This window comes from Bradyrhizobium sp. AUGA SZCCT0169 (assembly GCF_018130085.1).
Lineage (GTDB): Bacteria > Pseudomonadota > Alphaproteobacteria > Rhizobiales > Xanthobacteraceae > Bradyrhizobium.
In genome coordinates this window covers 61,900-82,414 of record NZ_JAFCMC010000029.1, presented here as the reverse complement: position 1 = coordinate 82,414, position 20,515 = coordinate 61,900, and the positions used below count along the sequence as shown (strand labels likewise).

At 63.1% G+C, this 20,515-nt stretch carries 19 protein-coding genes; 11 read left to right on the top strand and 8 right to left on the bottom strand.

Annotated elements, in window-relative coordinates; translation table 11 throughout:
* Nucleotides 1-183: 183 nt before the first annotated feature.
* Complete coding sequence (locus tag JQ609_RS26150) at nucleotides 184-1,572, bottom strand: LLM class flavin-dependent oxidoreductase (RefSeq protein WP_212275734.1); 1,389 nt, start codon at nucleotides 1,570-1,572, stop codon at nucleotides 184-186.
* Between the two features lie 183 nt (nucleotides 1,573-1,755).
* Here JQ609_RS26150 and JQ609_RS26145 point away from each other — a divergent pair, with 183 nt between their 5' ends.
* Nucleotides 1,756-3,141 (top strand): M20 family metallopeptidase, encoded by a 1,386-nt coding sequence (locus JQ609_RS26145; protein ID WP_212275733.1) that lies wholly within the window; start codon nucleotides 1,756-1,758, stop codon nucleotides 3,139-3,141.
* A gap of 166 nt (nucleotides 3,142-3,307) precedes the next feature.
* A complete protein-coding gene (locus JQ609_RS26140; protein ID WP_212275732.1) occupies nucleotides 3,308-4,144 on the top strand; it encodes an IclR family transcriptional regulator in 837 nt (278 codons plus the stop codon).
* 3 nt (nucleotides 4,145-4,147) lie between these two features.
* Here the strand turns inward: JQ609_RS26140 and JQ609_RS26135 are convergent, their stop codons facing one another.
* The 3 genes from JQ609_RS26135 to JQ609_RS26125 all read right to left on the bottom strand — a co-directional run bounded on the left by JQ609_RS26135 (nucleotide 4,148) and on the right by JQ609_RS26125 (nucleotide 7,294).
* Nucleotides 4,148-5,656: a tripartite tricarboxylate transporter permease gene (locus JQ609_RS26135; protein ID WP_212209544.1), complete on the bottom strand. Its 1,509-nt coding sequence runs from the start codon at nucleotides 5,654-5,656 to the stop codon at nucleotides 4,148-4,150.
* 7 nt (nucleotides 5,657-5,663) lie between these two features.
* Nucleotides 5,664-6,149 (bottom strand): tripartite tricarboxylate transporter TctB family protein, encoded by a 486-nt coding sequence (locus JQ609_RS26130; protein WP_212209545.1) that lies wholly within the window; start codon nucleotides 6,147-6,149, stop codon nucleotides 5,664-5,666.
* Between the two features lie 179 nt (nucleotides 6,150-6,328).
* Nucleotides 6,329-7,294: a tripartite tricarboxylate transporter substrate binding protein gene (locus JQ609_RS26125; RefSeq protein ID WP_212209546.1), complete on the bottom strand. Its 966-nt coding sequence runs from the start codon at nucleotides 7,292-7,294 to the stop codon at nucleotides 6,329-6,331.
* A 345-nt stretch (nucleotides 7,295-7,639) separates the two neighbouring features.
* Between JQ609_RS26125 and JQ609_RS26120 the strand changes: the two genes are divergently transcribed.
* Together JQ609_RS26120 and JQ609_RS26115 are read left to right on the top strand one after the other, a co-directional pair.
* Nucleotides 7,640-8,056 (top strand): hypothetical protein, encoded by a 417-nt coding sequence (locus JQ609_RS26120; protein WP_212275731.1) that lies wholly within the window; start codon nucleotides 7,640-7,642, stop codon nucleotides 8,054-8,056.
* Nucleotides 8,053-8,916 (top strand): alpha/beta fold hydrolase, encoded by an 864-nt coding sequence (locus tag JQ609_RS26115; RefSeq protein ID WP_212275730.1) that lies wholly within the window; start codon nucleotides 8,053-8,055, stop codon nucleotides 8,914-8,916. The genes JQ609_RS26120 and JQ609_RS26115 overlap by 4 nt, the downstream gene beginning before the upstream one ends.
* 14 nt (nucleotides 8,917-8,930) lie before the next feature.
* Here the strand turns inward: JQ609_RS26115 and JQ609_RS26110 are convergent, their stop codons facing one another.
* Nucleotides 8,931-10,196 (bottom strand): D-amino acid dehydrogenase, encoded by a 1,266-nt coding sequence (locus JQ609_RS26110; protein ID WP_212275729.1) that lies wholly within the window; start codon nucleotides 10,194-10,196, stop codon nucleotides 8,931-8,933.
* Nucleotides 10,197-10,615: 419 nt separating this feature from the next.
* Here JQ609_RS26110 and JQ609_RS26105 point away from each other — a divergent pair, with 419 nt between their 5' ends.
* The 7 genes from JQ609_RS26105 (at nucleotide 10,616) to JQ609_RS26075 (ending at nucleotide 16,902) form a co-directional block, all read left to right on the top strand.
* Nucleotides 10,616-11,590 carry a LysR family transcriptional regulator gene (locus JQ609_RS26105; protein WP_212275742.1) on the top strand — a complete coding sequence of 325 codons (975 nt, stop codon included), beginning with the start codon at nucleotides 10,616-10,618 and terminating at the stop codon, nucleotides 11,588-11,590.
* Nucleotides 11,591-11,681: 91 nt separating this feature from the next.
* Nucleotides 11,682-12,533 carry an amino acid ABC transporter substrate-binding protein gene (locus tag JQ609_RS26100; protein WP_212209662.1) on the top strand — a complete coding sequence of 284 codons (852 nt, stop codon included), beginning with the start codon at nucleotides 11,682-11,684 and terminating at the stop codon, nucleotides 12,531-12,533.
* A gap of 80 nt (nucleotides 12,534-12,613) precedes the next feature.
* A complete protein-coding gene (locus tag JQ609_RS26095) occupies nucleotides 12,614-13,345 on the top strand; it encodes an amino acid ABC transporter permease (protein ID WP_212209550.1) in 732 nt (243 codons plus the stop codon).
* Between the two features lie 3 nt (nucleotides 13,346-13,348).
* Nucleotides 13,349-14,041, top strand: coding sequence for an amino acid ABC transporter permease (locus tag JQ609_RS26090; RefSeq protein ID WP_212209551.1), 693 nt, complete (start codon nucleotides 13,349-13,351; stop codon nucleotides 14,039-14,041).
* 9 nt (nucleotides 14,042-14,050) lie between these two features.
* Complete coding sequence (locus tag JQ609_RS26085) at nucleotides 14,051-14,782, top strand: amino acid ABC transporter ATP-binding protein (protein WP_212209552.1); 732 nt, start codon at nucleotides 14,051-14,053, stop codon at nucleotides 14,780-14,782.
* Between the two features lie 180 nt (nucleotides 14,783-14,962).
* On the top strand, nucleotides 14,963-15,820 hold the full coding sequence (locus JQ609_RS26080) for a D-amino-acid transaminase (protein ID WP_212209553.1): 858 nt from the start codon (nucleotides 14,963-14,965) through the stop codon (nucleotides 15,818-15,820).
* A gap of 95 nt (nucleotides 15,821-15,915) precedes the next feature.
* Nucleotides 15,916-16,902, top strand: coding sequence for a tripartite tricarboxylate transporter substrate binding protein (locus JQ609_RS26075; RefSeq protein ID WP_212275727.1), 987 nt, complete (start codon nucleotides 15,916-15,918; stop codon nucleotides 16,900-16,902).
* 68 nt (nucleotides 16,903-16,970) lie between these two features.
* Here the strand turns inward: JQ609_RS26075 and JQ609_RS26070 are convergent, their stop codons facing one another.
* The 3 genes from JQ609_RS26070 to JQ609_RS26060 are packed head-to-tail and all read right to left on the bottom strand — an operon-like array spanning nucleotide 16,971 to nucleotide 20,223.
* Nucleotides 16,971-17,756: a fumarylacetoacetate hydrolase family protein gene (locus tag JQ609_RS26070; RefSeq protein WP_212209555.1), complete on the bottom strand. Its 786-nt coding sequence runs from the start codon at nucleotides 17,754-17,756 to the stop codon at nucleotides 16,971-16,973.
* A gap of 15 nt (nucleotides 17,757-17,771) precedes the next feature.
* On the bottom strand, nucleotides 17,772-19,139 hold the full coding sequence (locus JQ609_RS26065) for an LLM class flavin-dependent oxidoreductase (RefSeq protein ID WP_212209556.1): 1,368 nt from the start codon (nucleotides 19,137-19,139) through the stop codon (nucleotides 17,772-17,774).
* Nucleotides 19,140-19,170: 31 nt separating this feature from the next.
* On the bottom strand, nucleotides 19,171-20,223 hold the full coding sequence (locus JQ609_RS26060) for an Ldh family oxidoreductase (protein WP_212275726.1): 1,053 nt from the start codon (nucleotides 20,221-20,223) through the stop codon (nucleotides 19,171-19,173).
* Nucleotides 20,224-20,515 lie beyond the last annotated feature (292 nt).

Sequence of the window (20,515 nt, the reverse complement as noted above, 5' to 3'; positions counted from 1 at the left end):
AGGTAATGCAAACTATCCCCGTCATGCTGAGGTGCGCGCTCTTGCGCGCCTCGAAGTACGACGGCCCGGCTGTGGCCGATGCATCCCTCGAGGCTCGCCCAGCGGTGCAAGTGCACCGCAGGTTCGCACCTCCAGCGACAACGGCGAAGCCGTTGCGCGGGGATGACGGAAGTAGCAGCGTTGTCATTCCGCCGCCTTCACCCGCGCACCCGGCCGATACTGGCTCGCCGGATGCTGCGCCGTCAGCCGCGCGCGGCCCTTGCCGAACAGCTTCTCGCGCAGCGTGCCCTCGGCATACGCGCTCTTGTATCGCCCGCGACGGGTCAGTTCGGGCACCAGCATGTCGGCGATGTCCTCGAAATCGCCGGGCGACGTCGCGAAGGCGACGTTGAGGCCGTCGACGTCGGTCTGCTCGAACCAGGCCTCGATATCGTCGGCGACCTTCTCGGGCGTGCCGACCACGACGGGGCCGGCGCCGCCGATGCCGACATGTTCGATGACTTCGCGCACGGTCCAGACCCGATCCGGATCGGCGCGGGTGACGTTGTCGAGCGCGGTGCGGCCGGCGTCGTTCTGGACGTGGCGGACCTGCTGGTCGAGGTCGTAGCCGGAGAAATCGACGCCGGTCCAGCCCGACATCAGCGCCAGCGCGCCCTCGGGATTGATGTGCTTGCGATAGTCGGCGTATTTCGCCTTCGCCTCCGCCTCGGTGCGCCCGAGGATGATCGTCATCATGCTGAACATCAGGATCTCGGCCGGGTTGCGCCCGATCTCGCGTGCCAGGTCACGAATCGCCGCGACGCGCGGACCGATGATCTTGGCCGACGGGCCCGACATGAACACGCATTCGGCGTGCCGGGCGGCGAACTGCCGGCCGCGCGGCGAGGTGCCGGCCTGGTACAGCACCGGCGTGCGCTGCGGCGACGGCTCGCTCAGATGAATCGCATTGAGCCGGTAATGACTGCCCTCATGCGCGATGGGGTGCACCTTCGCCGGGTCCGCGAAGACGCCGCGCGCGCGATCGCGCAGCACGGCCGCATCTTCCCAGCTGCCTTCCCAGAGCTTGTAGACCAGCTCCATATATTCATCGGCGATCTCGTAGCGGTCGTCGTGCGCGGTCTGCTTGTCCTTGCCGGCGCCGCGCGCGGCGCTGTCGAGATAGCCGGTCACCACGTTCCAGCCGACCCGTCCCTCGGTAAGGTGATCGAGCGTCGACATCCGCCGCGCGAACGGATAGGGCGGCTCGAACGACAGATTGCTGGTGACGCCGAAGCCGAGATGCTTCGTCACCGCCGCCATCGCCGGGATCAGCATCAAGGGTTCATTCGAGGGGGTCTGCGCGCCGTTGCGCAGCGCCGCGTCGGGGCTGGAGCCGAACACGTCATAGACGCCGAGCACGTCGGCGAGAAACAAGCCGTCGAAACGCCCGCGTTCCAGCGTCCTGGCGAGATCCAGCCAATAGGGCAGTCGGTTATAGTCAAGGGTACGGTCGCGCGGATGGGTCCACAGCCCGGGCGATTGATGCGCCACGCAGTTCATGGCAAAGGCGTTGAGCCGGATCTGTTTTTTCATGGTGGTGGAACCTTGGCTATTCCCGGATACGCCGCCCGGTCGGGTGCCGGGCTGTTGGCGGAAATTGTTGCATTGCATGAGGCTTAGCAAGGCCCTATTCGGTCCGACTGATACTACTTCCAGTAGATGAGTTGTCTGGCTACACTAACCGGTGATACGTTCGCGAACGCAAAAGGAAACAGCATGGCAACGAGAGCCGACGCGATTGAAAATGTCCGTCAGCAGTTTCACTCCGGCGAATTCCTCGCCGAGCTCAACCGCCGGGTCGGTTTCCCTACGCAGAGCCAGGAGCCGCTGCCGGGCGATCCCTTGCGCGCCTATCTGGTGGAAGGACTGCAGCCTGCCTTTGAAGAGCTCGGGTTCTCGACCCGGCTGATCGAGTCGCCGATCGGCAAGGGCCCGTATCTGCTGGCGGATTATCGCGAGGATCCGTCATTGTTGACGGTTCTCTCCTACGGCCATGGCGACGTCGTGGGTGGCATGGTCGGTGAATGGCGCGACAACCTCAATCCGTGGCAAACCACGACCAAGGGCGATCGCGTCTACGGCCGCGGCACCGCCGACAACAAGGGGCAGCACAGTATCAACATGGCGGCGTTGCGCGCCGTCCGCGAAGCCCGCGGCGGCAAGCTCGGCTTCAATGCCAAGTTCATCATCGAGACCAGCGAGGAGATCGGCTCGCCGGACCTGGCTGAGGTCTGCGAGGCGCTGCAGCAGGAACTCAAGGCCGACCTGTTGCTCGCATCCGACGGCCCACGGCTGTCGGCGGATCGTCCCACCATCTTCCTCGGCTGCCGCGGCGGCGTGCGCATCCATCTCGACGTCAACCTGCGTGAAGGCGGCAATCACTCCGGCAATTGGGGCGGCCTGCTCGCCAACCCCGCGACCATCCTGGCAAACGCGATCGCCGCGCTGGTCGATCACCGGGGGCGGATGAAGCTCGACATCATGAAGCCGCCGCGCATCTCGAACCTGATCCGCACGGCACTTGCCGATGTGGAGGTCGAGCCTACGGCTGATGAGCCGCAGGTCTCCGAGAACTGGGGCGAGGATGGCCTCTCCGCCGCCGAACGCGTCTATGCCTGGAACACGCTCGAAGTGCTGGCGATGTCATCGGGCAATATCGATGAGCCGGCGAACGCGATTCCAGGCGTGGCTCGCGCCGTGTTGCAGCTACGCTTCGTGGTCGGCACCGAATACGAAAAGGTGGTCGACGCTGTCAGGACCTATCTGCACGCCAATGGCTTTGCGATGGTTGATGTCAGCGGGCAGCAGAGGTTTGGCGCGTCGCGTACCGATTTGGACAGCCCCTGGGTCAACTGGGCGGCGAACTCGATCCGGCAGACCACGGGCAAGGCGCCGGCGATCCTGCCGAATATCGGCGGTTCGCTGCCCAACGGCGTCTTTGCCGAAGGGCTCGGCCTGCCGACGATCTGGATTCCGCATTCCTATCCCGGCTGCTCGCAGCACGCGCCGGATGAACACATCCTGCTGCCGGTCACCGAGGAAGCGCTGGCCATCATGGCGGGCCTGTTCTGGGATCTCGGCGAGGTGCCGCGTAAACCGTGATGCCGTTAATGGTTCGTGTGACGGAATAAGAACGATGCTGCGGCGCGAAAACGCCGTTTCATGCTATAAAAATTTAGCTCTGCGTATCGTCAGGCGAAATATTGCTCTGTCGTCCGCGCGCCGCGCTCTCTAGGATCGGGGGAAGCGCGATGCGGGGAAGGGCGGCATGAACGCGACGTCACCTAAGAAGAAGCCAGCGCTGTCCGTCGCCGGGCAGCCGGCCAACTTCAACGCCATCCAAAAGGTCTGCGCGATCCTGCGCGTGCTGGCGCAGAACTCGCCTCTGCGGCTCACCGAGATCGCCGACGCCACCTCGCTGAACAAGGCGACGGCGCTGCGCATCCTCGGCTCGCTGATTGAGGAGGGCTTCGTCACCCGCGTGACCGGCGCAAAAACCTACGAGCTCGGCCAGGAGGCGCGGGTGATGGCGGTCAGCGCGCGCCGCACCGTCGACATCGCCGAACTGGCGCAGCCGAGCCTGCTGCGGCTTTCGGAGCGATCCGCCGATACCGCGCTGTTGTCGGTGCGCAGCGGCGTCGAGGCGCTGTATCTGGCGCGTTCCGTCGGCAGCCATCCTTTGCAGCCCAATTACCTGCAGATCGGCAGCCGCCGGCCGCTCGGCGTCGGCGCCGGCAGCCTTGCGCTGATGGTGTGGCTGCCGGACGCCGAGATCGACGCCATCATCGAAGTCATCATGCCGCGGCTGGCGAAATCGCCGCGCATCACGTCGAAATATCTGCGCGAGCGGATCATAGCTGCCCGCAAGCATGGCCATACCGTGCAGATCGACGTTGCCCTTCCCGGCATGGGCGGGGTCGGCGTCCCGATCCGCGACGATGCCGGGCAGGTGATTGCCGCGCTGAGCGTCGGCGCCTCCAGCGACCGGATCAGGCGGCGCGAAACCGAGCTTGCGGAGATGCTGAAGAAGGAAGCGCTGATCCTGACACGGGCAATGGCGCAGCCGGTGAAACCGGGTGCGCTGAAGGTGATCAAGCCGAGCTAGGGATCAAACCCCTTCATCGAGCGCGACCAGCTCGCGCTTCTTGCGCAGCGAGGGCAGTAGCGGTCCGACCAGCAGCACTACCGCGAGCGCCAGGCAGGTAGCCGAGATCGGCCGTGTCACGAAGGTCATCAGGTCGCCCTGGGAGAGGATCAGCGATTTGCGCAGGTTGTTTTCCAGCATCGGTCCGAGCACGAAGGCCAGCACCAGCGGTGCCGGCTCGTAGCCGAGCTTGCGCATGAAATAGCCGATCACCCCGAACGCGATCATGACGTAGACGTCGAACACGTTGTTGCTGGAGCAATAGACGCCGATAATCGTGAACAGAATGATCAGCGGGAACAGGATGTTGTACGGCAGCTTCAGCAGCTGAACCCACATCCCGATCAGCGGCAGATTGAGCACCAGCAGCATCAAATTGCCGATATACATGCTGGCGACGATGCCCCAGAACAGACCCGGGTTCTGCGTGATCAGCAGCGGTCCGGGCTGCAGGCCGTGAATCACGAACGCCCCCAACAATAGCGCCATCACCACGTTTGGCGGGATGCCCAGCGTCATCAGCGGAATGAAGGCGCCGCCGGCCGCGGCGTTGTTGGCGGCTTCAGGTCCCGCCACGCCTTCGATCGCGCCATTGCCAAAACGCTCCGGCGTTTTCGACAGCCGCTTCTCCAGCGCGTAGGACGCAAATGACGAGATCACAGCGCCGCCGCCCGGCAGGATGCCGAGGAAGAATCCGAGAACGGTTCCGCGTGCGACCGGCCCGGTGCTGGCCTTCCAGTCTTCCTTGCTGGGAAATAGCTGCGTGATCTTGGCGTTGATGATGTCGCGCTTGATGATGTGCTCGGTGTTGAGCAGCACCTCGGCGACGCCGAACAGGCCCATCACCACGGGGACGAGGCCGATGCCATCGATCAATTCAATCCGGCCGAAGGTCAGGCGGGGCTGCGCCGTGATGCTGTCCAGCCCGATCAGGCCAAGTACGATGCCGATGCAGGCCATCAGCAGCGCCTTCGCCATCGATCCCTGCGTGAGGAAGGTCAGCACCACGAGGCCCAGCGCCATCAGGCTGAAATAGTCAGCCGGTCCGAACGCGATCGCGACGCTGGCCAGCGACGGCGCCACCAGCATCAAGGCGATCAGCGCGAAGGTACCGGCGATGAAGGAGCCGAACGCCGAGATGCCGAGCGCCGGACCCGCGCGGCCTTGTTTCGCCATCTGGTGGCCGTCGATGCAGGTGACGACGGAAGCCGCTTCCCCGGGGATGTTGACCAGGATCGACGTGGTCGAGCCGCCATACATCGAGCCGTAATAGATGCCGGCCATCATGATGATGCCGGATTCCGGCGTTCCCGACAGCGTGACCGGCAGCAACAGCGACATCGCCGAGATCGGCCCGATGCCGGGGAGCACGCCGACCAGCGTGCCGATGAAGACGCCGATGAAGCAATAGACCAGGTTGACCGGCAGCAGAGCGATGCCGAAACCGTGCGCGACGTTGATGATCGTGTCCATGTCGCGGTCAACCGATTTCGAAGATGCCCGAAGGCAGCTGGATCAAAAGCAAACGTTTCAGAATCCACCACATGCCGAGCGGGGCGATGACGGCGATCGGGATCGCCAGCGACCAGCGCACCGGATCTATCAGCCGCAACAGCAGCACCATCAACGGGATCGACGACAGCAGAAAGCCGAACGTATCGAGCGAGAAGGCGAACGCGGTGAGGGAGGCGATGACGATCAGCGGTTTGGTCCAGCGCGCATTCTCCCAGCGCGAACCGAAAGTCGGTCCGCCCTCGGTGAGCGACGCAATGATGATCGATGCCGCGAACAGGCACATCAGGATGCCGGTGTAGAACAGCACGTAGCCGGAGCCGGGATCGTTGATGGTGCCCAGTTTCAGATTGAGCCCGGACCGGATGACGAAAAGGCCGAGCCCGAGCCCGATCAATCCACCCCACAATTCGGAATTGTTGAAGCGGAATTTGACGTTGCTGTTATTGCTCATGGATTGTTCTCTCAGCCGTTCCCCGGACTGCGCAGCACCATAAGCGCGTTTACGTGTGTCTTCCACACGCTATGGCGACGGCGCTGCAGAGCCGGGGTCGGTCTTGCTGTGTTGTGGGTCCCGGCTCTGCGGAGCAGCGCTTTGCGCCGCACCGCGTCCGGACACGAGGATGGTCTATGCTACTTCTTCGCCAGCCCGAGTGAGTCGATCACTTTGCGTTCGGAATTGGTGACCTCGACGACGAACTTCTTGTAGTCCTCGGTGTTCTTGTAATTCGGCACCATGTCGTATTTCGCGAGCGTTGCGATCACGGCCGGGTCCTCGAGGGCCTTCTTGAAGGCGTCGTGCAGCTTGGCGACGATCTTCGGGTCCATGCCCTTCGGTCCGGCGATGCCGAACGGCGAGTCATAGACCATGGGATAGCCGAGTTCCTTCAGCGTCGGCACGTTGGGAAAATTAGGCGAGCGCGCCGAGGTCCACACCATCAGCAGCCGCAACTTGCCGGCGTCGACCAGCGGACGCCATCCGGTCGAATCCGCCTGCAGCATGGTGTGCTGGCCAAGCACGGCGGCGTTGGTCTCCGCGCCGCCCTTGAACGGCACCTGCGTCAGCTTGATGCCGGCGAGCGTCGCGATCTGTTCCATGCCGATATGCAGCGAGGTTCCGGCGCCCGGGGTCGCGTAGGTCACCTTGCCGGGATTCTGTTTGGCGAAGTCGACGACGTCCTTCCAGGTCTTGAACTGCGACTCGGCATTGGTGGTGACACCGAAGGTATAACCGGTGAGGTGGATGATGTAGGAGAAATCCTTGGACGGATCCCAGGATACTTCCTGCATCAGCGGCAGGCGGAACACGGTAATCGGTAGCTGCGCGATGGTGTAGCCATCGGGCTTGGCTCCGGCCGCCATGGTGGCCGGTCCGACGGTGCCGCCGCCGCCCGCCTTGTTGTCGATCGCGATCGGCTGGCCGAGAATCTTGGAGGCGCTTTCGGCGATTGCGCGCATCGTGAGGTCGGTCGATCCGCCCGCGGGCCACGGCACGATCAGGGTGATCGGCTTGGTGGGATATTCCTGCGCGCCGGCGGCGGCGGAAATCAGCATGCCGACGGCGGCGACAGCGAACATCAAACGGCTTGGTCTCGACATCTCAAACTCTCCCTTGCGGCCCCGTTGGAAGCGAGGCCGCTTTGTTGGTCTTTGATGCCTACAATCTTCTCTGAAAACGCAGGCGAAGAAAAGCGCATTGACCGCGCTAACGTATGCAATCGGCTCAGCAATTGGCTGGAATTGACATCTGCGACAATTGGTCTGCCGCGGCATCCCGAGATACGGAATTTACCGGGTCGCACGTGTGCGGCAAGCATGGTTGCACGGCGTCAACGCCGTGCCGCCATGGCCCGAACGTTCCATGGTCGCAAGGTTCATATCACGATATGACGGCAGGGTTCCGTTCACCCCGATGCCGTTATTGCCGGAAACCCCCTGGAGCGCATGAGTTCAGCTTCGAACGCGACCGACAATGCGGTCCTCAAAGCATTCGCGACAATCCCCGCGCTGCTCGAACAGACGCCGGAGCTGATCGTTCGCGGCCGGTTTCTCGACTGCGAGTGTCTGCTCGGACCGACCGGCCATCCTCTTCACGCCTCGATCCGTGCCGGCCGTATCGTCGATTTGACATCGGCGCCGGTGCTGATGCGCTCCTGGCGGTTTGCCTATCGCGCTTCACCGGCCGCCTGGTCGGCGTACTGGCAACCCGCGCCGCGGCCGGGCTGGCATGATCTGCTCGCCCTGACCAAGCGCGGCGAGGCTACTATCGAGGGCGATCTGCATCCCTTCATGACGCATCTGCAATATTTCAAGGATGTGCTGGCGTTGCCGCGGCAGCACTTCGCGGTGGCGGCACCATGAGCGGCTATGTCGAGCCGATGATCGGCCGCTATGTCCATGTTGACATCGGCGGCGAAATGCATCGCATCTATTTCGAGGAAAACGGCGCCGGCATTCCGCTGGTGTGCCTGCACACCGCGGGTTCGGATGCGCGGCAATGGCGGCATCTGCTGGCCGACGCGGAGTTTGCGAAGCATTTTCGGATCATCGCGTTCGACATGCCCTGGCACGGCAAATCCAATCCGCCGGCCAGCTGGAACGGCGACGAATATCAGCTCACCACGGCGCGCTACACCGAAACCATCCGCGCCTTCTGCAAGGCGCTGAAGCTCGACAAGCCGGTGGTGATGGGCTGCTCGATCGGCGGCCGCATCGTGCTCAATCTGGCGATCGATCACGCCGCCGAATTCCGGGCGTTGATTGGCCTGGAAGCGGCTGATTTCCAGGCGCCGTGGTACGATACCACATGGCTCAACCGCCCCGACGTCCATGGCGGCGAAGTCTGCGCGGCGCTGGTGTCGGGTCTGATTGCGCCGCAGGGCCCGCAAGCGGCGCTGACCGAGACGCTATGGGGTTACAAGCAGGGCGGACCCGGCGTCTTCAAGGGCGATCTTTATTTTTATCGGGTCGACGGCGATCTGCGCGGCCAGGTCGAGAACATCGACACTGATGTCTGCCCGCTGTTTCTGCTCACCGGCGAATATGACTTCTCCTGCACGCCGGAAGACACCAAGCGCACGGCGGCGGCGATCAGGGGCGCCCATGTCACCATCATGGAGCAGCTCGGCCATTTTCCGATGAGCGAGAATCCCGAACAGTTTCGTCGCTACATTGCGCCGGTGCTGGCCCAGATCGTCGCGTCGGCTAAAGTCACCGGCTAGCAGCCGTTGCCGCTTCAAGCCGCGCGGTGCAAGGCGAAGGGTCCGCCTTCGATCGCCGGCCGCTTGCGATCAATCAAATCCGCCGTCAGCCGCGCGCTGCCGCAGGCAAGCGTCCAACCGAGCATGCCGTGGCCTGAATTGATGAACAGGCCATCAAGCGGCGACCAGCCGATGATCGGCCGGCTGTCGGGCGTCATCGGGCGCAGCCCACACCAGGGCTGGACGTCGCCGCCGGCGTCGATACCGAGCAACTCGGCTGAAGCGTGGCGCAGCGTGTCGATGCGCCCGACATCGATCCTGGCATCATCACTCTCGAGGTCGGCGATGCCCGCGACTCTTATCGTCGTCCTTTCGCCGGACGTGAGCGGCGCGAACACCAGCTTGCGTTCCATATCGGTGACGCTGTGGCGCAGCGCGTGGGTATCGTCAGGCGGTGTCAGGGTGATGCTGTATCCTTTGACCGGATAGATCGGCAGATAGAATCCGCAAGCGCGCGCAAAGGCACGCGATGCCGCGCCCATGCACAGCACAAAGCGGTCCGCCTGCACACGCCCTTTCGTGGTCTCGACCGCGCAGAGGCGGCCGTCGGACCTGACCGGCCCAACCACCGGCGCGCCCAGCAGCCATTCGATGTTGCTTCGCTGCTTCATGCGGGCCGTGAGCCCGGCGCAGAACGCCGCACAATCGCCGACCTGCTCGGAGGCCGTGTAAACCCCGCCCGCGAGCTCGCGCACGTCGAGTTTGAGCCCAGGCTCCAGCGCCAGGCACTCGGCAGGTGTCAGAACCTGTTGCTGATCATCACCGGTGCCCATCCTGGCAATTGCGCCTCGCGCCGTGTCGAATTCCTTGCCTGTCCGGAATACGACGAGCTTGCCCGCGGTCCTCAATCCGAACGCGAGCCCAAGGGCCTCGGACAGCTGCGCCAACTCGCTCCGGCTCAAGGTGGCGAGCGCAAGTTGGGCGCCAATGGTCTCTTGCACGGCGTTCGAGCGGCAGGCCAGCAGGAAACGCACGCCCCACGCCACCAAAGCAGGGTCCAATCCGGGCCGAATGCGAATGGGCGAGCCCTTCGACATCAATAGCGATGGAAGCTTCATCAGCAGCGCCGGCGAGGCCAGCGGCGCCACGAAGGCGTAGCTGAGCTGGCCGCCATTCGCAGCGCTGGCGTCTGCTCCGGTGGAAACGTTGCGGTCGACGACGGTGACATCATGTCCGGCTTCGGCGAGGCGCCATGCTGTGGTGAGGCCGATGACGCCGGCGCCGAGTACGCAAATTTTCATTTCGATGTCTCTTTTTGAAACGGCCGCCCGATCGAAACGCTTGACCGGGACGAATGGGATGGTGTGGGCACCGCCAGACTAGGCCGTTCACTCGCCGCCACTGATGCGAAGGTCGCATAATGCAAAACTTGCATCATCGGCCGCGGCGTAGCACGCTAGCGATGGGTGGCGTTTTTGGCGGGTTGCGGGCCGGGTTATGACAGGGCGCCGATTGATCGGGATGGACCTTTCGGCGACGGCCGGGCGCCGCGATGCAAAGCTTGCATTGGTCAAGGCGCGTGCCGATTGGCTAGGTTCCGCGCATGGGGGATCACATTCTTGACCGGCAACGAGCACCCGACGCTGTTCGCTGCCTTGCGCCGCCTGGAGAGGCGCCGCAGGCCGGCGCGGCGGCGCCACGCGTCCAGGCAAGGTGCGTGATGGAGCTGCGCTGGCTGCAGGATTTTTTGATGGTGGCCGAGACCGGCAACTTTACGCGGGCGGCCGAGCGACGAAATACCTCACAGGCTGCGTTCAGCCGCCGGATCAAATCGCTGGAGGCCTGGCTCGGCTTCGACCTGATCGACCGCAGCGTCTATCCGACCCAATTGACGCCGCAGGGCGAGCGGTTTCGCGAACATGCCGGCGAGCTGCTGCGGCAGATGCTGGACGCGCGGGTGGAGCTGGGCGGCAAGCCGGTTCGGCGTCACGAACATATCAGGATCGCGCTGCCGTTTGCGATGGCGACTTCCCGCCTGCCGCATTGGTGGCAGCTCTGGTCGCAGGAGCGGCGCCTGAGCTGCTCGGTCGTGGTCGGCAATATCCACGACCTCGTCACCTCGCTGGTCTCGAACAATGTCGACCTGATGATCTGCTACCACCACGCCCAGCAGCCGATCCATCTCGATCCGGACCGCTATGAACGTGCGATCCTCGGCACCGAATTCCTGCGGCCCTATGCCAGCCAGGCGCTGGTGACGAAGGGGAGTGCCTCGCTGCCCGGCCGGCCGACGCATCCGGTGCCGCTTCTGATGTACTCGCCGGGCGTGTATTTTGCGCGCCTGGTTGATCTCATCCTGGAAAATGCCCCGGTTTCCGGCACCCGGGTGATCGAAAGCGACATGTCGGACGTGCTGTGCGAAATGGCGCTCGCCGGCCGCGGCGTCGCCTGGCTTTGCGAGAGCACGGTGGCAGCCTCCGGCCGCAAGGGGCTGACGGCGGTCGGCGGTGACAAATGGGCGCTGCCTTTGTCAATGGTCGCCTTTAGAGATAGGACGAATAGCCAGCGGTCGCTAAATCTGTTTTGGTCCGAGTTATGCAGGTATAGTGCCGGACACGATGGGGGCAATCAGGAAAGGACCGCCTCGAGATCGTCGGCCAAATCACCTTCCAGGTCGTCGAGATCGAGTGGATGATGAATTTCAAACCAATAGAGGGAGAAGTTACGTGAAACACCGTCATATTATCGGCTGTCTGCTGGCCGGCGCGTTGTGCGCCACGCCGGCGATGGCGCAGGAACTCACCGGAACGTTGAAGAACATCAAGGATACCGGGGCCATCACGCTCGGCTTCCGGGATTCGTCGATTCCCTTCTCCTATCTCGATGACAGCCAGAAGCCGGTCGGCTACGCCATGGACATCTGCTACAAGATCGTCGATGCCGTGAAGAAGGAGCTCAAGCTCGACAAGCTCGAGGTCAAGCTCAATCCGGTGACGTCGTCGACCCGGATTCCGCTGCTGGCCAACGGCACCATCGATCTGGAATGCGGCTCGACCACCAACAACGCCGAGCGCCAGAAGCAGATCGCCTACACCAATACCCACTTCCTGACCGCGAGCCGCTACGTCTCGAAGAAGTCGAGCAAGATCAACTCGATCGACGATCTGAAGGGCAAGGCGGTGGTTTCGACATCGGGCACCACCAACATCAAGCAGCTGACCGAAGCCAATGCGGAAAAGAAGCTGGGCGCCAACATCATTCCGGCCAAGGACCACGCCGAAGCCTTCCTGATGGTCGAGACCGACCGCGCGGTGGCGTTCGTGATGGACGACATCCTGCTGGCGAGCCTGGTTGCCGGCTCGAAAGCGCCGGATGACTACGTGATCTCCAAGGACGCGTTCTCGAAGCCGGAGCCCTACGGCATCATGCTGCGCAAGGACGACCCGGCCTTCAAGAAGGTGGTCGATGCCGCCACATCAGCGCTCTATAAGGGCGGCGAGGGCCAGAAGATCTACGACAAGTGGTTCACCCAGAAGATCCCGCCGAAGGGCCTGAACCTGAACTCGCCGATGAGCGCGGAGCTGAAGAACCAGTACGCCAAGCCGTCGGATTCGCCGGATCCGGACGCCTACAAATAAGCAAACAAGTGCTTCTGCCCATGCAATGGCCCAACCATTGCATGGGCACGTTTCGGCGACGTAGCGGACGGTAGGCCTTCGTGAATTACAATTGGAACTGGAGCATCTTCTTCGAGCCGGCCCCGGGCGGGACCGGCACCTATTTCGATATGCTGCTGTCGGGGCTGTGGCTGACCATCCAGACCGGGATCTTCGCCTGGATCATCGCGCTGATATTCGGCTCGATCGTCGGCGTGTTGCGGACGCTGCCATCGAAGACCGCCTACTGGATCGGCTTCGCCTGGGTCGAATTCTTCCGCAACATGCCGCTTCTGGTGCAGCTTTTCCTCTGGTTCTTCGTGCTGCCGGAACTGCTGCCGCGGAGCTGGGGGCTGTGGCTGAAGCAGATGCCTAACGCGCCGTTCTATACCGCGGCGATCGGGGTCGGCCTGTTCATGTCGGCGCGCGTCGCCGTGCAACTGGCCGCCGGCATCGCCTCGCTGCCGCGCGGACAAAAACAGGCCGCGACTGCGCTCGGGCTGACGACGTTTCAAGGTTATCGCTACGTATTGCTGCCGATTGCATTTCGAATCATCATGCCGCCGCTGACCTCGGAGTTCCTCAACACCATCAAGAACACGGCGGTCGCGATCACCATCGGCCTGATCGAGCTGACCGGCCAGGCGCGATCGATGCAGGAATTCTCGTTCCAGGTGTTCGAGGCTTTCACCGCCGCGACCGTGATGTATCTCTTGATCAACATCGTCGTCGTCACCGGCATGCGCTTCCTCGAACGCAGCCTGGCGATCCCCGGCTATATCACGGGGAAATAGCGCATGTTCGCCAGTTTCGATTTCGACGTCATCCGCCGTTCGCTCGGCTACCTGTTTCTCGACGGCATGGCGTTTACGCTGACCCTGACCGCGCTCTCTGCGCTCGGCGGGATCATCTTCGGTACGCTGATCGCGCTGATGCGGCTGTCCGGTTTCAAGGTGCTCGGCCGGATCGCCGGGCTTTACGTCGACTTCATGCGGTCACTGCCGCTGGTGCTGGTGATCTTCTGGTTCTATTTTCTGGTGCCCTATCTCGGGCAATGGCTGACCGGCGCGTCGCGTCCGATCAGCGTCGGCGCCTTCACCTCCGCGCTCGTCACCTTCATCATGTTCGAGGCGGCGTATTTTTCCGAGATCATGCGCGCCGGCATCCAGTCGATCTCCAAGGGCCAGCCTGCCGCAGCCAATGCGCTCGGCATGACCTACGCCCAGACCATGCGCTACGTCGTGCTGCCGCAGGCGTTCCGCAACATGTTGCCGGTGCTGCTGACCCAGACCATCGTGCTGTTCCAGGACACTTCGCTGGTCTACGTGCTGTCGATGCCGGATTTCCTCGGCGCTGCGAGCAAGGTTGCGCAGCGCGACGGCCGGCTGGTCGAGATGTACCTGTTCGCGGCGGTGGTCTATTTCACGATTTCCTGCGTCGCCTCGTTTGGCGTCCGGCGCCTGCAGGCGCGTATCAGTATTGTTCGTTAGGGAACGCGCATGATCGAGATCAATCACGTCAGTAAATGGTACGGGTCGACCTTCCAGGCGCTGAAGGACTGCACGACCAAGGTCGCCAAGGGCGAAGTGGTCGTGGTGTGCGGCCCGTCGGGCTCGGGCAAGTCGACGCTGATCAAATGCGTCAACGCGCTGGAGCCGATCCAGGAGGGCGACATCATCCTCGACGGCATCAAGGTCAATGATCCGAAGACCGACCTGCCCAAGCTGCGCGCCCGCGTCGGCATGGTGTTCCAGCATTTTGAACTGTTCCCGCACCTGAAGATCATCGAGAATCTGTGCCTGGCGCAGGAGAAGGTACTGGGCCGGTCCCACGACGAGGCGATGGCCAAGGCCGCCAAGCTGCTCGACCGCGTCGGATTGAAGGTTCATGCCAACAAATACCCGGCCGAACTGTCCGGCGGACAGCAGCAGCGCGTGGCGATTGCACGCGCGCTGGCGATGGATCCGATCGCCATGCTGTTCGACGAGCCGACCTCGGCGCTCGACCCCGAAATGATCAGCGAAGTGCTCGACGTGATGGTCGATCTGGCCCGCGAGGGCATGACCATGATGGTCGTGACCCACGAAATGGGCTTTGCCCGCAAGGTGGCGCATCGCGTGATCTTCATGGACCAGGGCGAGATCGTCGAGGATGCACTGAAGGACGACTTCTTCGGCAAGCCGCGCAGCGACCGCGCGCAGAAATTTTTGTCGAAGATTCTGTCGCATTAAGCCTGACCGTCATTCCGGGGCGCGCGAAGCGCGAGCCCGAAATCCATAACCACGATCGGGAGTATGGATTCCGGGCTCGCGCCAAAGGGCGCGCCCCGGAATGACGTTGAGGGTTTATCCGCATTAGCAATTTGCGTATATGAGTCCTCAATCCCTCTTCGCGCTCTCAGGAGACTCCGCTTGGAACAGATCGCCTACGTCAACGGTTCATTCGTGCCCATGGCCGACGCCAAGGTGTCGATTCTCGACCGCGGATTCCTGTTCGCCGATGGCATCTATGAGGTCGCGGCCGTGCTCGACGGCAAGCTGATCGACAATGCCTCGCATTTGGCGCGGCTGGAGCGTTCGGTCGGCGAGATCGAGCTGGCGCTGCCGGAGACCATCGAACGGATTCAGGAGATCCAGAAGGAACTGGTGTCGCGCAACAATCTCGTCAACGGCATGGTCTATCTGGAAGTGACACGTGGCGCCGACACCGGCCGCGATTTTGCGTTTCCAAAGGGCGTCAAGCCGACGCTGGTCATGTTTACCTCCGTGAAAGACATCATCAACGCACCGTCGGCCAAGACCGGCATTGCCGTCATCACCGTGCCCGATCTGCGCTGGACCCGCCGCGACATCAAGAGCGTGGCGCTGCTGGCGCAGGTGCTGGCCAAGCAGGCGGCGGCCGCGGCCGGCGCCGGCGAAGCCTGGATGATCGAGGACGGCAAGGTCACCGAGGGCGGCTCGTCCTCGGCATTCATCCTGACGCAGGACGATGTCCTGGTGACGCGGCAGAACGGCAGCGAGATCTTGCCGGGCTGCACCCGCAAGGCGGTGGTCAAGCTGGCCGAAGAACGCCAGCTCCGGATCGAGGAGCGCGCCTTTACGGTGGAAGAAGCGCTGGCCGCGAAGGAAGCTTTCATCACCAGCGCCTCCGTGTTCGTGCAGGCGGTGGTATCGATCGACGGCAAGAAAGTCGCGACCGGCAAGCCCGGCCCGATGACCGATCGGCTGCGCGAAATCTATGTCGAGTTCGCCAAGGCGACCGCGGTTTAGGCGCTACCGGTCTTGGGCTTCAATATCGATGTGGGGCGCCGCCAGGTTTATGGGTATGCGGCCCTGATCGACCGCGAACTTTGGTGGATGCGAACATGAGAATTCGGCGCCACACGAAAAGCCTTGTTGCGTTGCTCGCGCTATTAGTCGCGGTTTCCGTCCCGTCGAGCGCGAAGGCCTTCGCAGCCTATCCTGACCGGACCATCAGGATCGTCGTGCCGTTTGCACCGGGCGGCGGCACTGACGTGATCGCGCGGACGCTGGCGCAGGAGATGGCAAAAGATCTTGGCGCTTCCATCATCATCGAGAACAAGCCGGGCGCGGGCACCATCATCGGCACGCAGTCGGTCGCGGCCAGCGCGCCTGACGGTTACACGCTGTTGATGGCAACCTTTGCCAACGCGGTCAATCCAAGCCTGAACGCGAAGCTGCCTTACGATGCGCATAAGGATTTTGCGGCGGTTGCGTTGATCGCGCGTTCCTTCAACCTCGTCGTGGTCAATCCGGCGTCGCCGATCAAATCGATTGCCGACCTGATTGCGGTGGCCAAGGCCGAGCCCAATAAATTGTCGTACGGAACCTATGGCACCGGCACCTCGGCGCATCTGGCCGGCGAACTGTTCAAGCACATAGCCAAGGTCAACCTGACCACCGTGCCCTACAAGGGGGCGGCGCCCGCGATCACCGACCTGCTCGGCGGACAGATCCAGGTGATCTTCACCACGGTCGCCAGCGCTGCCTCGCTGGTCGCGGCCGGCCAGTTGCGCGCAATCGCGGTGACGTCGGCCGAGCGCTCGCCGGCCTTCCCGGAATTGCCGACGGTGTCGGAAGCCGGCGTTCCCGGCTACGCGGCCGAGGCCTGGTATGGCGTGTACGCGCCCGCCAAAACTCCGCCTGACATCATCGGCCTCCTGAACAAATCGGCCGCCAAGGCCGTCCAGTCGGAGGCATTCAAGAAGCTCGGCGTCAACGAAGGGCTTGTCATGGTGGCGGAGCCGCCCGAAGCACTCGACCGCTATTTCAGCGTCGAGGAAACGCGCTGGCGCAAGGTGATTCAGGACGCCGGGATCAAGATCGAGTAGGCGCCCCAGATTCTTGTTTTGACGCGTTTTCTTGACGCGAACCGGTGTCCACTTCGCTGGAAAACGCTCTAGCGTTTATCCGCCACGAACCTGTTGCGCAGGGTGCCGATGCCGGTGATGTCGATCTCGACCACGTCGCCGGCCTTCAGATCCGGCGAGGCGCCGTCGGTGCCCATCCAGATCACGTCGCCCGGCCACAGCGTGAAATATTTCGTCAGCTCGACGATGAACGGCACGATGCTGAAGATCATCTCGTTGGTGCGGAAGCGGCCGGTTTCCTTGCCGTTGACCCGGATCGCGGTCTCCATCCGGTCGAGGTCGACGTCGGTTTCGATCCAGGGCCCCATCGGCTTGAAGGTGTCGGCGTTCTTGGATCGCCACAGCGAGCGATCGGCCTTCTGCCAGGTGCGTTCGCTGACGTCGTTGCCGATGGTGTAGCCGAACACGCAGGACATCGCGTCGGCTTCGGTCAGGTGTTTTGCCTTCTTGCCGATGACGACGACCAGTTCTCCTTCGTAGTGGATTTTCTCGGTCGCGGTTGCCGGGATCACCACGTCTTCATCATGGGCGATCAGGGCGTTCTGCGCGCGGTAGCCGATCTCGGGACGATCAGGCACGTTCGGAACCGTGCCGGCCTTGTCGGCGGCTTCCTTCAGATGCTTCAGATAGTTCAGCCCGACGCAATAGAACGTGCGCGGGATCAGCGGCAGTTCGATCTTCACTTCGCTGAGTGCGTGGGTTTGCGCGCCGCGCTGCCATTCGCCGAAGGGGTCGCCGCTGACTGATACGACCTTGTCGCCCTCGACGAGGCCCCAGGATGTGTTGCCGGCGGCGGTGAATTTGAGCCAACGCATGAAGTGTCCTTTGTTTTATTCGGCTGCGGCCTGAGGCCTGGTTTTCCAGGCGCCGGCTTTGGTGCGCGGCAGGCCGAGATTCTCGCGCAACGTCTTGCCGGCATAATCCTTGTGAAACAGGCCGCGGCGCTGCAATTCCGGCACGATATGCTTGACGAAGTCGGCGTAGGAGCCGGGCACGATGGTGGCCGCGATGACAAAGCCGTCGCAGCCGCGCTCGACGAACATCTCCTCCAACTTGTCCGCAATCTCCTTCGGGCCGCCCACGATCGCGTCCTGCACCTGGCCGCGGCCGGAGAAGGTGACGAAGTCGCGCGCGCTGGGATTGGCCTTGCCTGAATTCTTGAGCACGCCGTCGCGAATGCCCAGGATGCCCTGCATGCTCTTGAGCTCTTCTGTTGTCAGGGGCTCGTCGAGCGGCTTGGAGGCGAAGTCGTAATTCAAGGCTTCCGCGAGCAGCGACAGCGCGTCGATCTGCAGCGGCAGCTTGTTGATGACCGCCATCTTGTCCTCGGCCTCGCTCCTGGTCGCGCCGCAGACGGGTGTGGTGAGGTTGCAGAGGAACATCTGGTCGGGATCGCGGCCGGCCTTCGCCGCTTCGTTGCGGACCGCGGCATAGCCCTCCTTGGCGGCGGCCACGTTGCGCGCGGCGGTGAAAATCACCTCGCCCCATCGTCCCGCAAAGCGCTGGCCGCGGCCGGACGCGCCGGCCTGGATGATGACGGGATGGCCCTGCGCCGAGCGTGGCACGGTGAATGGACCGCGCGACTTGAAGAATTGGCCCTTGTGGTCGAGCCGCCTGACCTTGGCCGGATCGGCGAAGCGGCCGCTGTTCTTGTCCATGATCAGCGAGCCGTCTTCCCAGGTGTCCCAATGGCCGAGCACGACTTCCATGAATTCGTCGGCGCGGTCGTAGCGGTAGTCATGCTCGAGATGGGCATCCTTGCCCATGTTGTGAGCCTCGCCGTCATTGAGCGAGGTGACGACGTTCCACCCCGCGCGTCCGCCTGTCATCAAATCGAGCGTGGCGAAGCGGCGCGCGACGTCGAACGGCTCGAAATAGGTGGTCGAGCAGGTCGAGGCCAATCCGAGTTTCTCGGTGACCATGCCCATCGTGGTCAGCACCACGATCGGATCCATCTTCACGCAGCGGATGCCGTATTCGACCGTGTGGGCGTGGTCGTTGCCGTAGCGGTCCGGCATCGCCAGGCGATCGTCGAAGAACGCCATGTGGAATTTACCGGCTTCCAGAATCCGGGCGATCTCCTGATAGTAATCGGCCGACATCGAATCGTCGCGCGATTCCGGGTGCCGCCACGAACTCGGCAAATTGGTGCAGTTCTGCGCCTGCAGGAAGCCGACCATCGCCATTTGCCGTGTCATATCGTTCTCCCTGTATCGGCCAAGCGTGGCTTCATGTCAGATCGAGTTCGGCTGCGAGCTTGTACTCGCCGGCCAGCGCGCGCAATTTGTCCCAGGTCGCGTCCTCGATTTCGATGCCGGAAACCTTGCGCTGCTGCTCGCGGATATACTCGACCTCACCCGGATAGAACACGCCGGTGGAACCTTCGGACGTTGGCGTCTCTTTCAGATAGCGCGCGAATTCGGCGACTTCCTTCTTGAAATCCTTCAGCGGGCGGAACGCCGCGACGTTGAACACCGCCATGAAGCATCCGTCATTGTGGCGGCCGGTCGGCTCGACGCCGAAGCCCAGCCCGGTGAGCAGCCCGCACAACACCTCGACCATCGCGGCAAGGCCGCTGCCCTTGTAACCCTCGCTGCCGCCGAGCGGCAGCAGGGCGCCGCCCTTCCTGTACTCCCTGGGGTCGGTGGTGTGCCGTCCCTCGGCATCGACGATCCAACCCTTCGGGATTTCCTCGTTGCGCGACACGGCCAGCGCAATCTTGCCGGCGGCGACGGCGGAGGTTGCCATGTCAAGATAAAACGGCGCGTCGAGGTCGGAGGGAACGGCAATCGAGATCGGGTTGGTGCCGAGCCGTGCCTCGCGGCCGCCGAACGGCGCCACGATCTTCGGCGAGCGGCCGGAGTCGGCGGTCGCAATGCCGATCATGCCCTCCTGCATCGCCATCAATGGATAGGCGGCGAGCCGACCGACATGGCTTTGGCGAAACACCGTGCAGGCGGCGACGTTCGCGGTCTTCGCCTTCTCGATCGTCAGCGCCATCGCCTTGGCATTAACGTGAAACCCAAAACCCCAGTGGCCGTCGATCACGGTCGTGGTCGGCGATTCCTGCACGATGGTCCACTTCGCTCCGGGCACGATGTGGCCGGCCTTGACGCGGTCGATATAGGTCGGGATTGCGATGATACCGTGGGAATCGTGGCCGGCGAGGTTCGCGTTGACGCAGCCGATAGCGACCGCTTTGGCTTCCTCGTCCGATGCGCCGACAGCCCTGAGCAGTGCCGCGCCGATGCGTGTGAGACGGTCGGCCTGGACGATCGGCATGGGTTTTCCTCATCGAATGCCCGCGAGCAGCGGGTCTTGCTTGTTGTTGTCGAAGCATGGTCTCAAAGCGGTGGCATGAGAGCAAGGGCAGAATGTCCGTACCGGCATGCCCGTGAGGCGGGCTCGCGCGGTTCGGATTTCATCTGACGAAAATTGGCTACCGTCGCAGAGGGCGTTACTCGCGGACGCGCCGTCGCTCTCATGGCTGACAAATCGTGAACGGAACCGTAGTTCTTCGGAGAACGGGCTTGCGATGTTGGGCGGTCATTTACTCTGAATCGCAACTTCCGGC

What these genes read in the sequence shown, in the direction of transcription:
- JQ609_RS26060 (WP_212275726.1), bottom strand. Translation starts at nt 20,223, where the DNA reads ATGCCGATCGTCCAGGCCGACCGTCTCACACGCATCGGCGCGGCACTG.
- JQ609_RS26105 (WP_212275742.1), top strand. Translation starts at nt 10,616, where the DNA reads ATGGAGCTGCGCTGGCTGCAGGATTTTTTGATGGTGGCCGAGACCGGC.
- JQ609_RS26140 (WP_212275732.1), top strand. Translation starts at nt 3,308, where the DNA reads ATGAACGCGACGTCACCTAAGAAGAAGCCAGCGCTGTCCGTCGCCGGG.
- JQ609_RS26130 (WP_212209545.1), bottom strand. Translation starts at nt 6,149, where the DNA reads ATGAGCAATAACAGCAACGTCAAATTCCGCTTCAACAATTCCGAATTG.
- JQ609_RS26120 (WP_212275731.1), top strand. Translation starts at nt 7,640, where the DNA reads ATGAGTTCAGCTTCGAACGCGACCGACAATGCGGTCCTCAAAGCATTC.
- JQ609_RS26075 (WP_212275727.1), top strand. Translation starts at nt 15,916, where the DNA reads ATGAGAATTCGGCGCCACACGAAAAGCCTTGTTGCGTTGCTCGCGCTA.
- JQ609_RS26110 (WP_212275729.1), bottom strand. Translation starts at nt 10,196, where the DNA reads ATGAAAATTTGCGTACTCGGCGCCGGCGTCATCGGCCTCACCACAGCA.
- JQ609_RS26150 (WP_212275734.1), bottom strand. Translation starts at nt 1,572, where the DNA reads ATGAAAAAACAGATCCGGCTCAACGCCTTTGCCATGAACTGCGTGGCG.
- JQ609_RS26085 (WP_212209552.1), top strand. Translation starts at nt 14,051, where the DNA reads ATGATCGAGATCAATCACGTCAGTAAATGGTACGGGTCGACCTTCCAG.
- JQ609_RS26070 (WP_212209555.1), bottom strand. Translation starts at nt 17,756, where the DNA reads ATGCGTTGGCTCAAATTCACCGCCGCCGGCAACACATCCTGGGGCCTC.
- JQ609_RS26115 (WP_212275730.1), top strand. Translation starts at nt 8,053, where the DNA reads ATGAGCGGCTATGTCGAGCCGATGATCGGCCGCTATGTCCATGTTGAC.
- JQ609_RS26145 (WP_212275733.1), top strand. Translation starts at nt 1,756, where the DNA reads ATGGCAACGAGAGCCGACGCGATTGAAAATGTCCGTCAGCAGTTTCAC.
- JQ609_RS26100 (WP_212209662.1), top strand. Translation starts at nt 11,682, where the DNA reads ATGGCGCAGGAACTCACCGGAACGTTGAAGAACATCAAGGATACCGGG.
- JQ609_RS26065 (WP_212209556.1), bottom strand. Translation starts at nt 19,139, where the DNA reads ATGACACGGCAAATGGCGATGGTCGGCTTCCTGCAGGCGCAGAACTGC.
- JQ609_RS26090 (WP_212209551.1), top strand. Translation starts at nt 13,349, where the DNA reads ATGTTCGCCAGTTTCGATTTCGACGTCATCCGCCGTTCGCTCGGCTAC.
- JQ609_RS26125 (WP_212209546.1), bottom strand. Translation starts at nt 7,294, where the DNA reads ATGTCGAGACCAAGCCGTTTGATGTTCGCTGTCGCCGCCGTCGGCATG.
- JQ609_RS26135 (WP_212209544.1), bottom strand. Translation starts at nt 5,656, where the DNA reads ATGGACACGATCATCAACGTCGCGCACGGTTTCGGCATCGCTCTGCTG.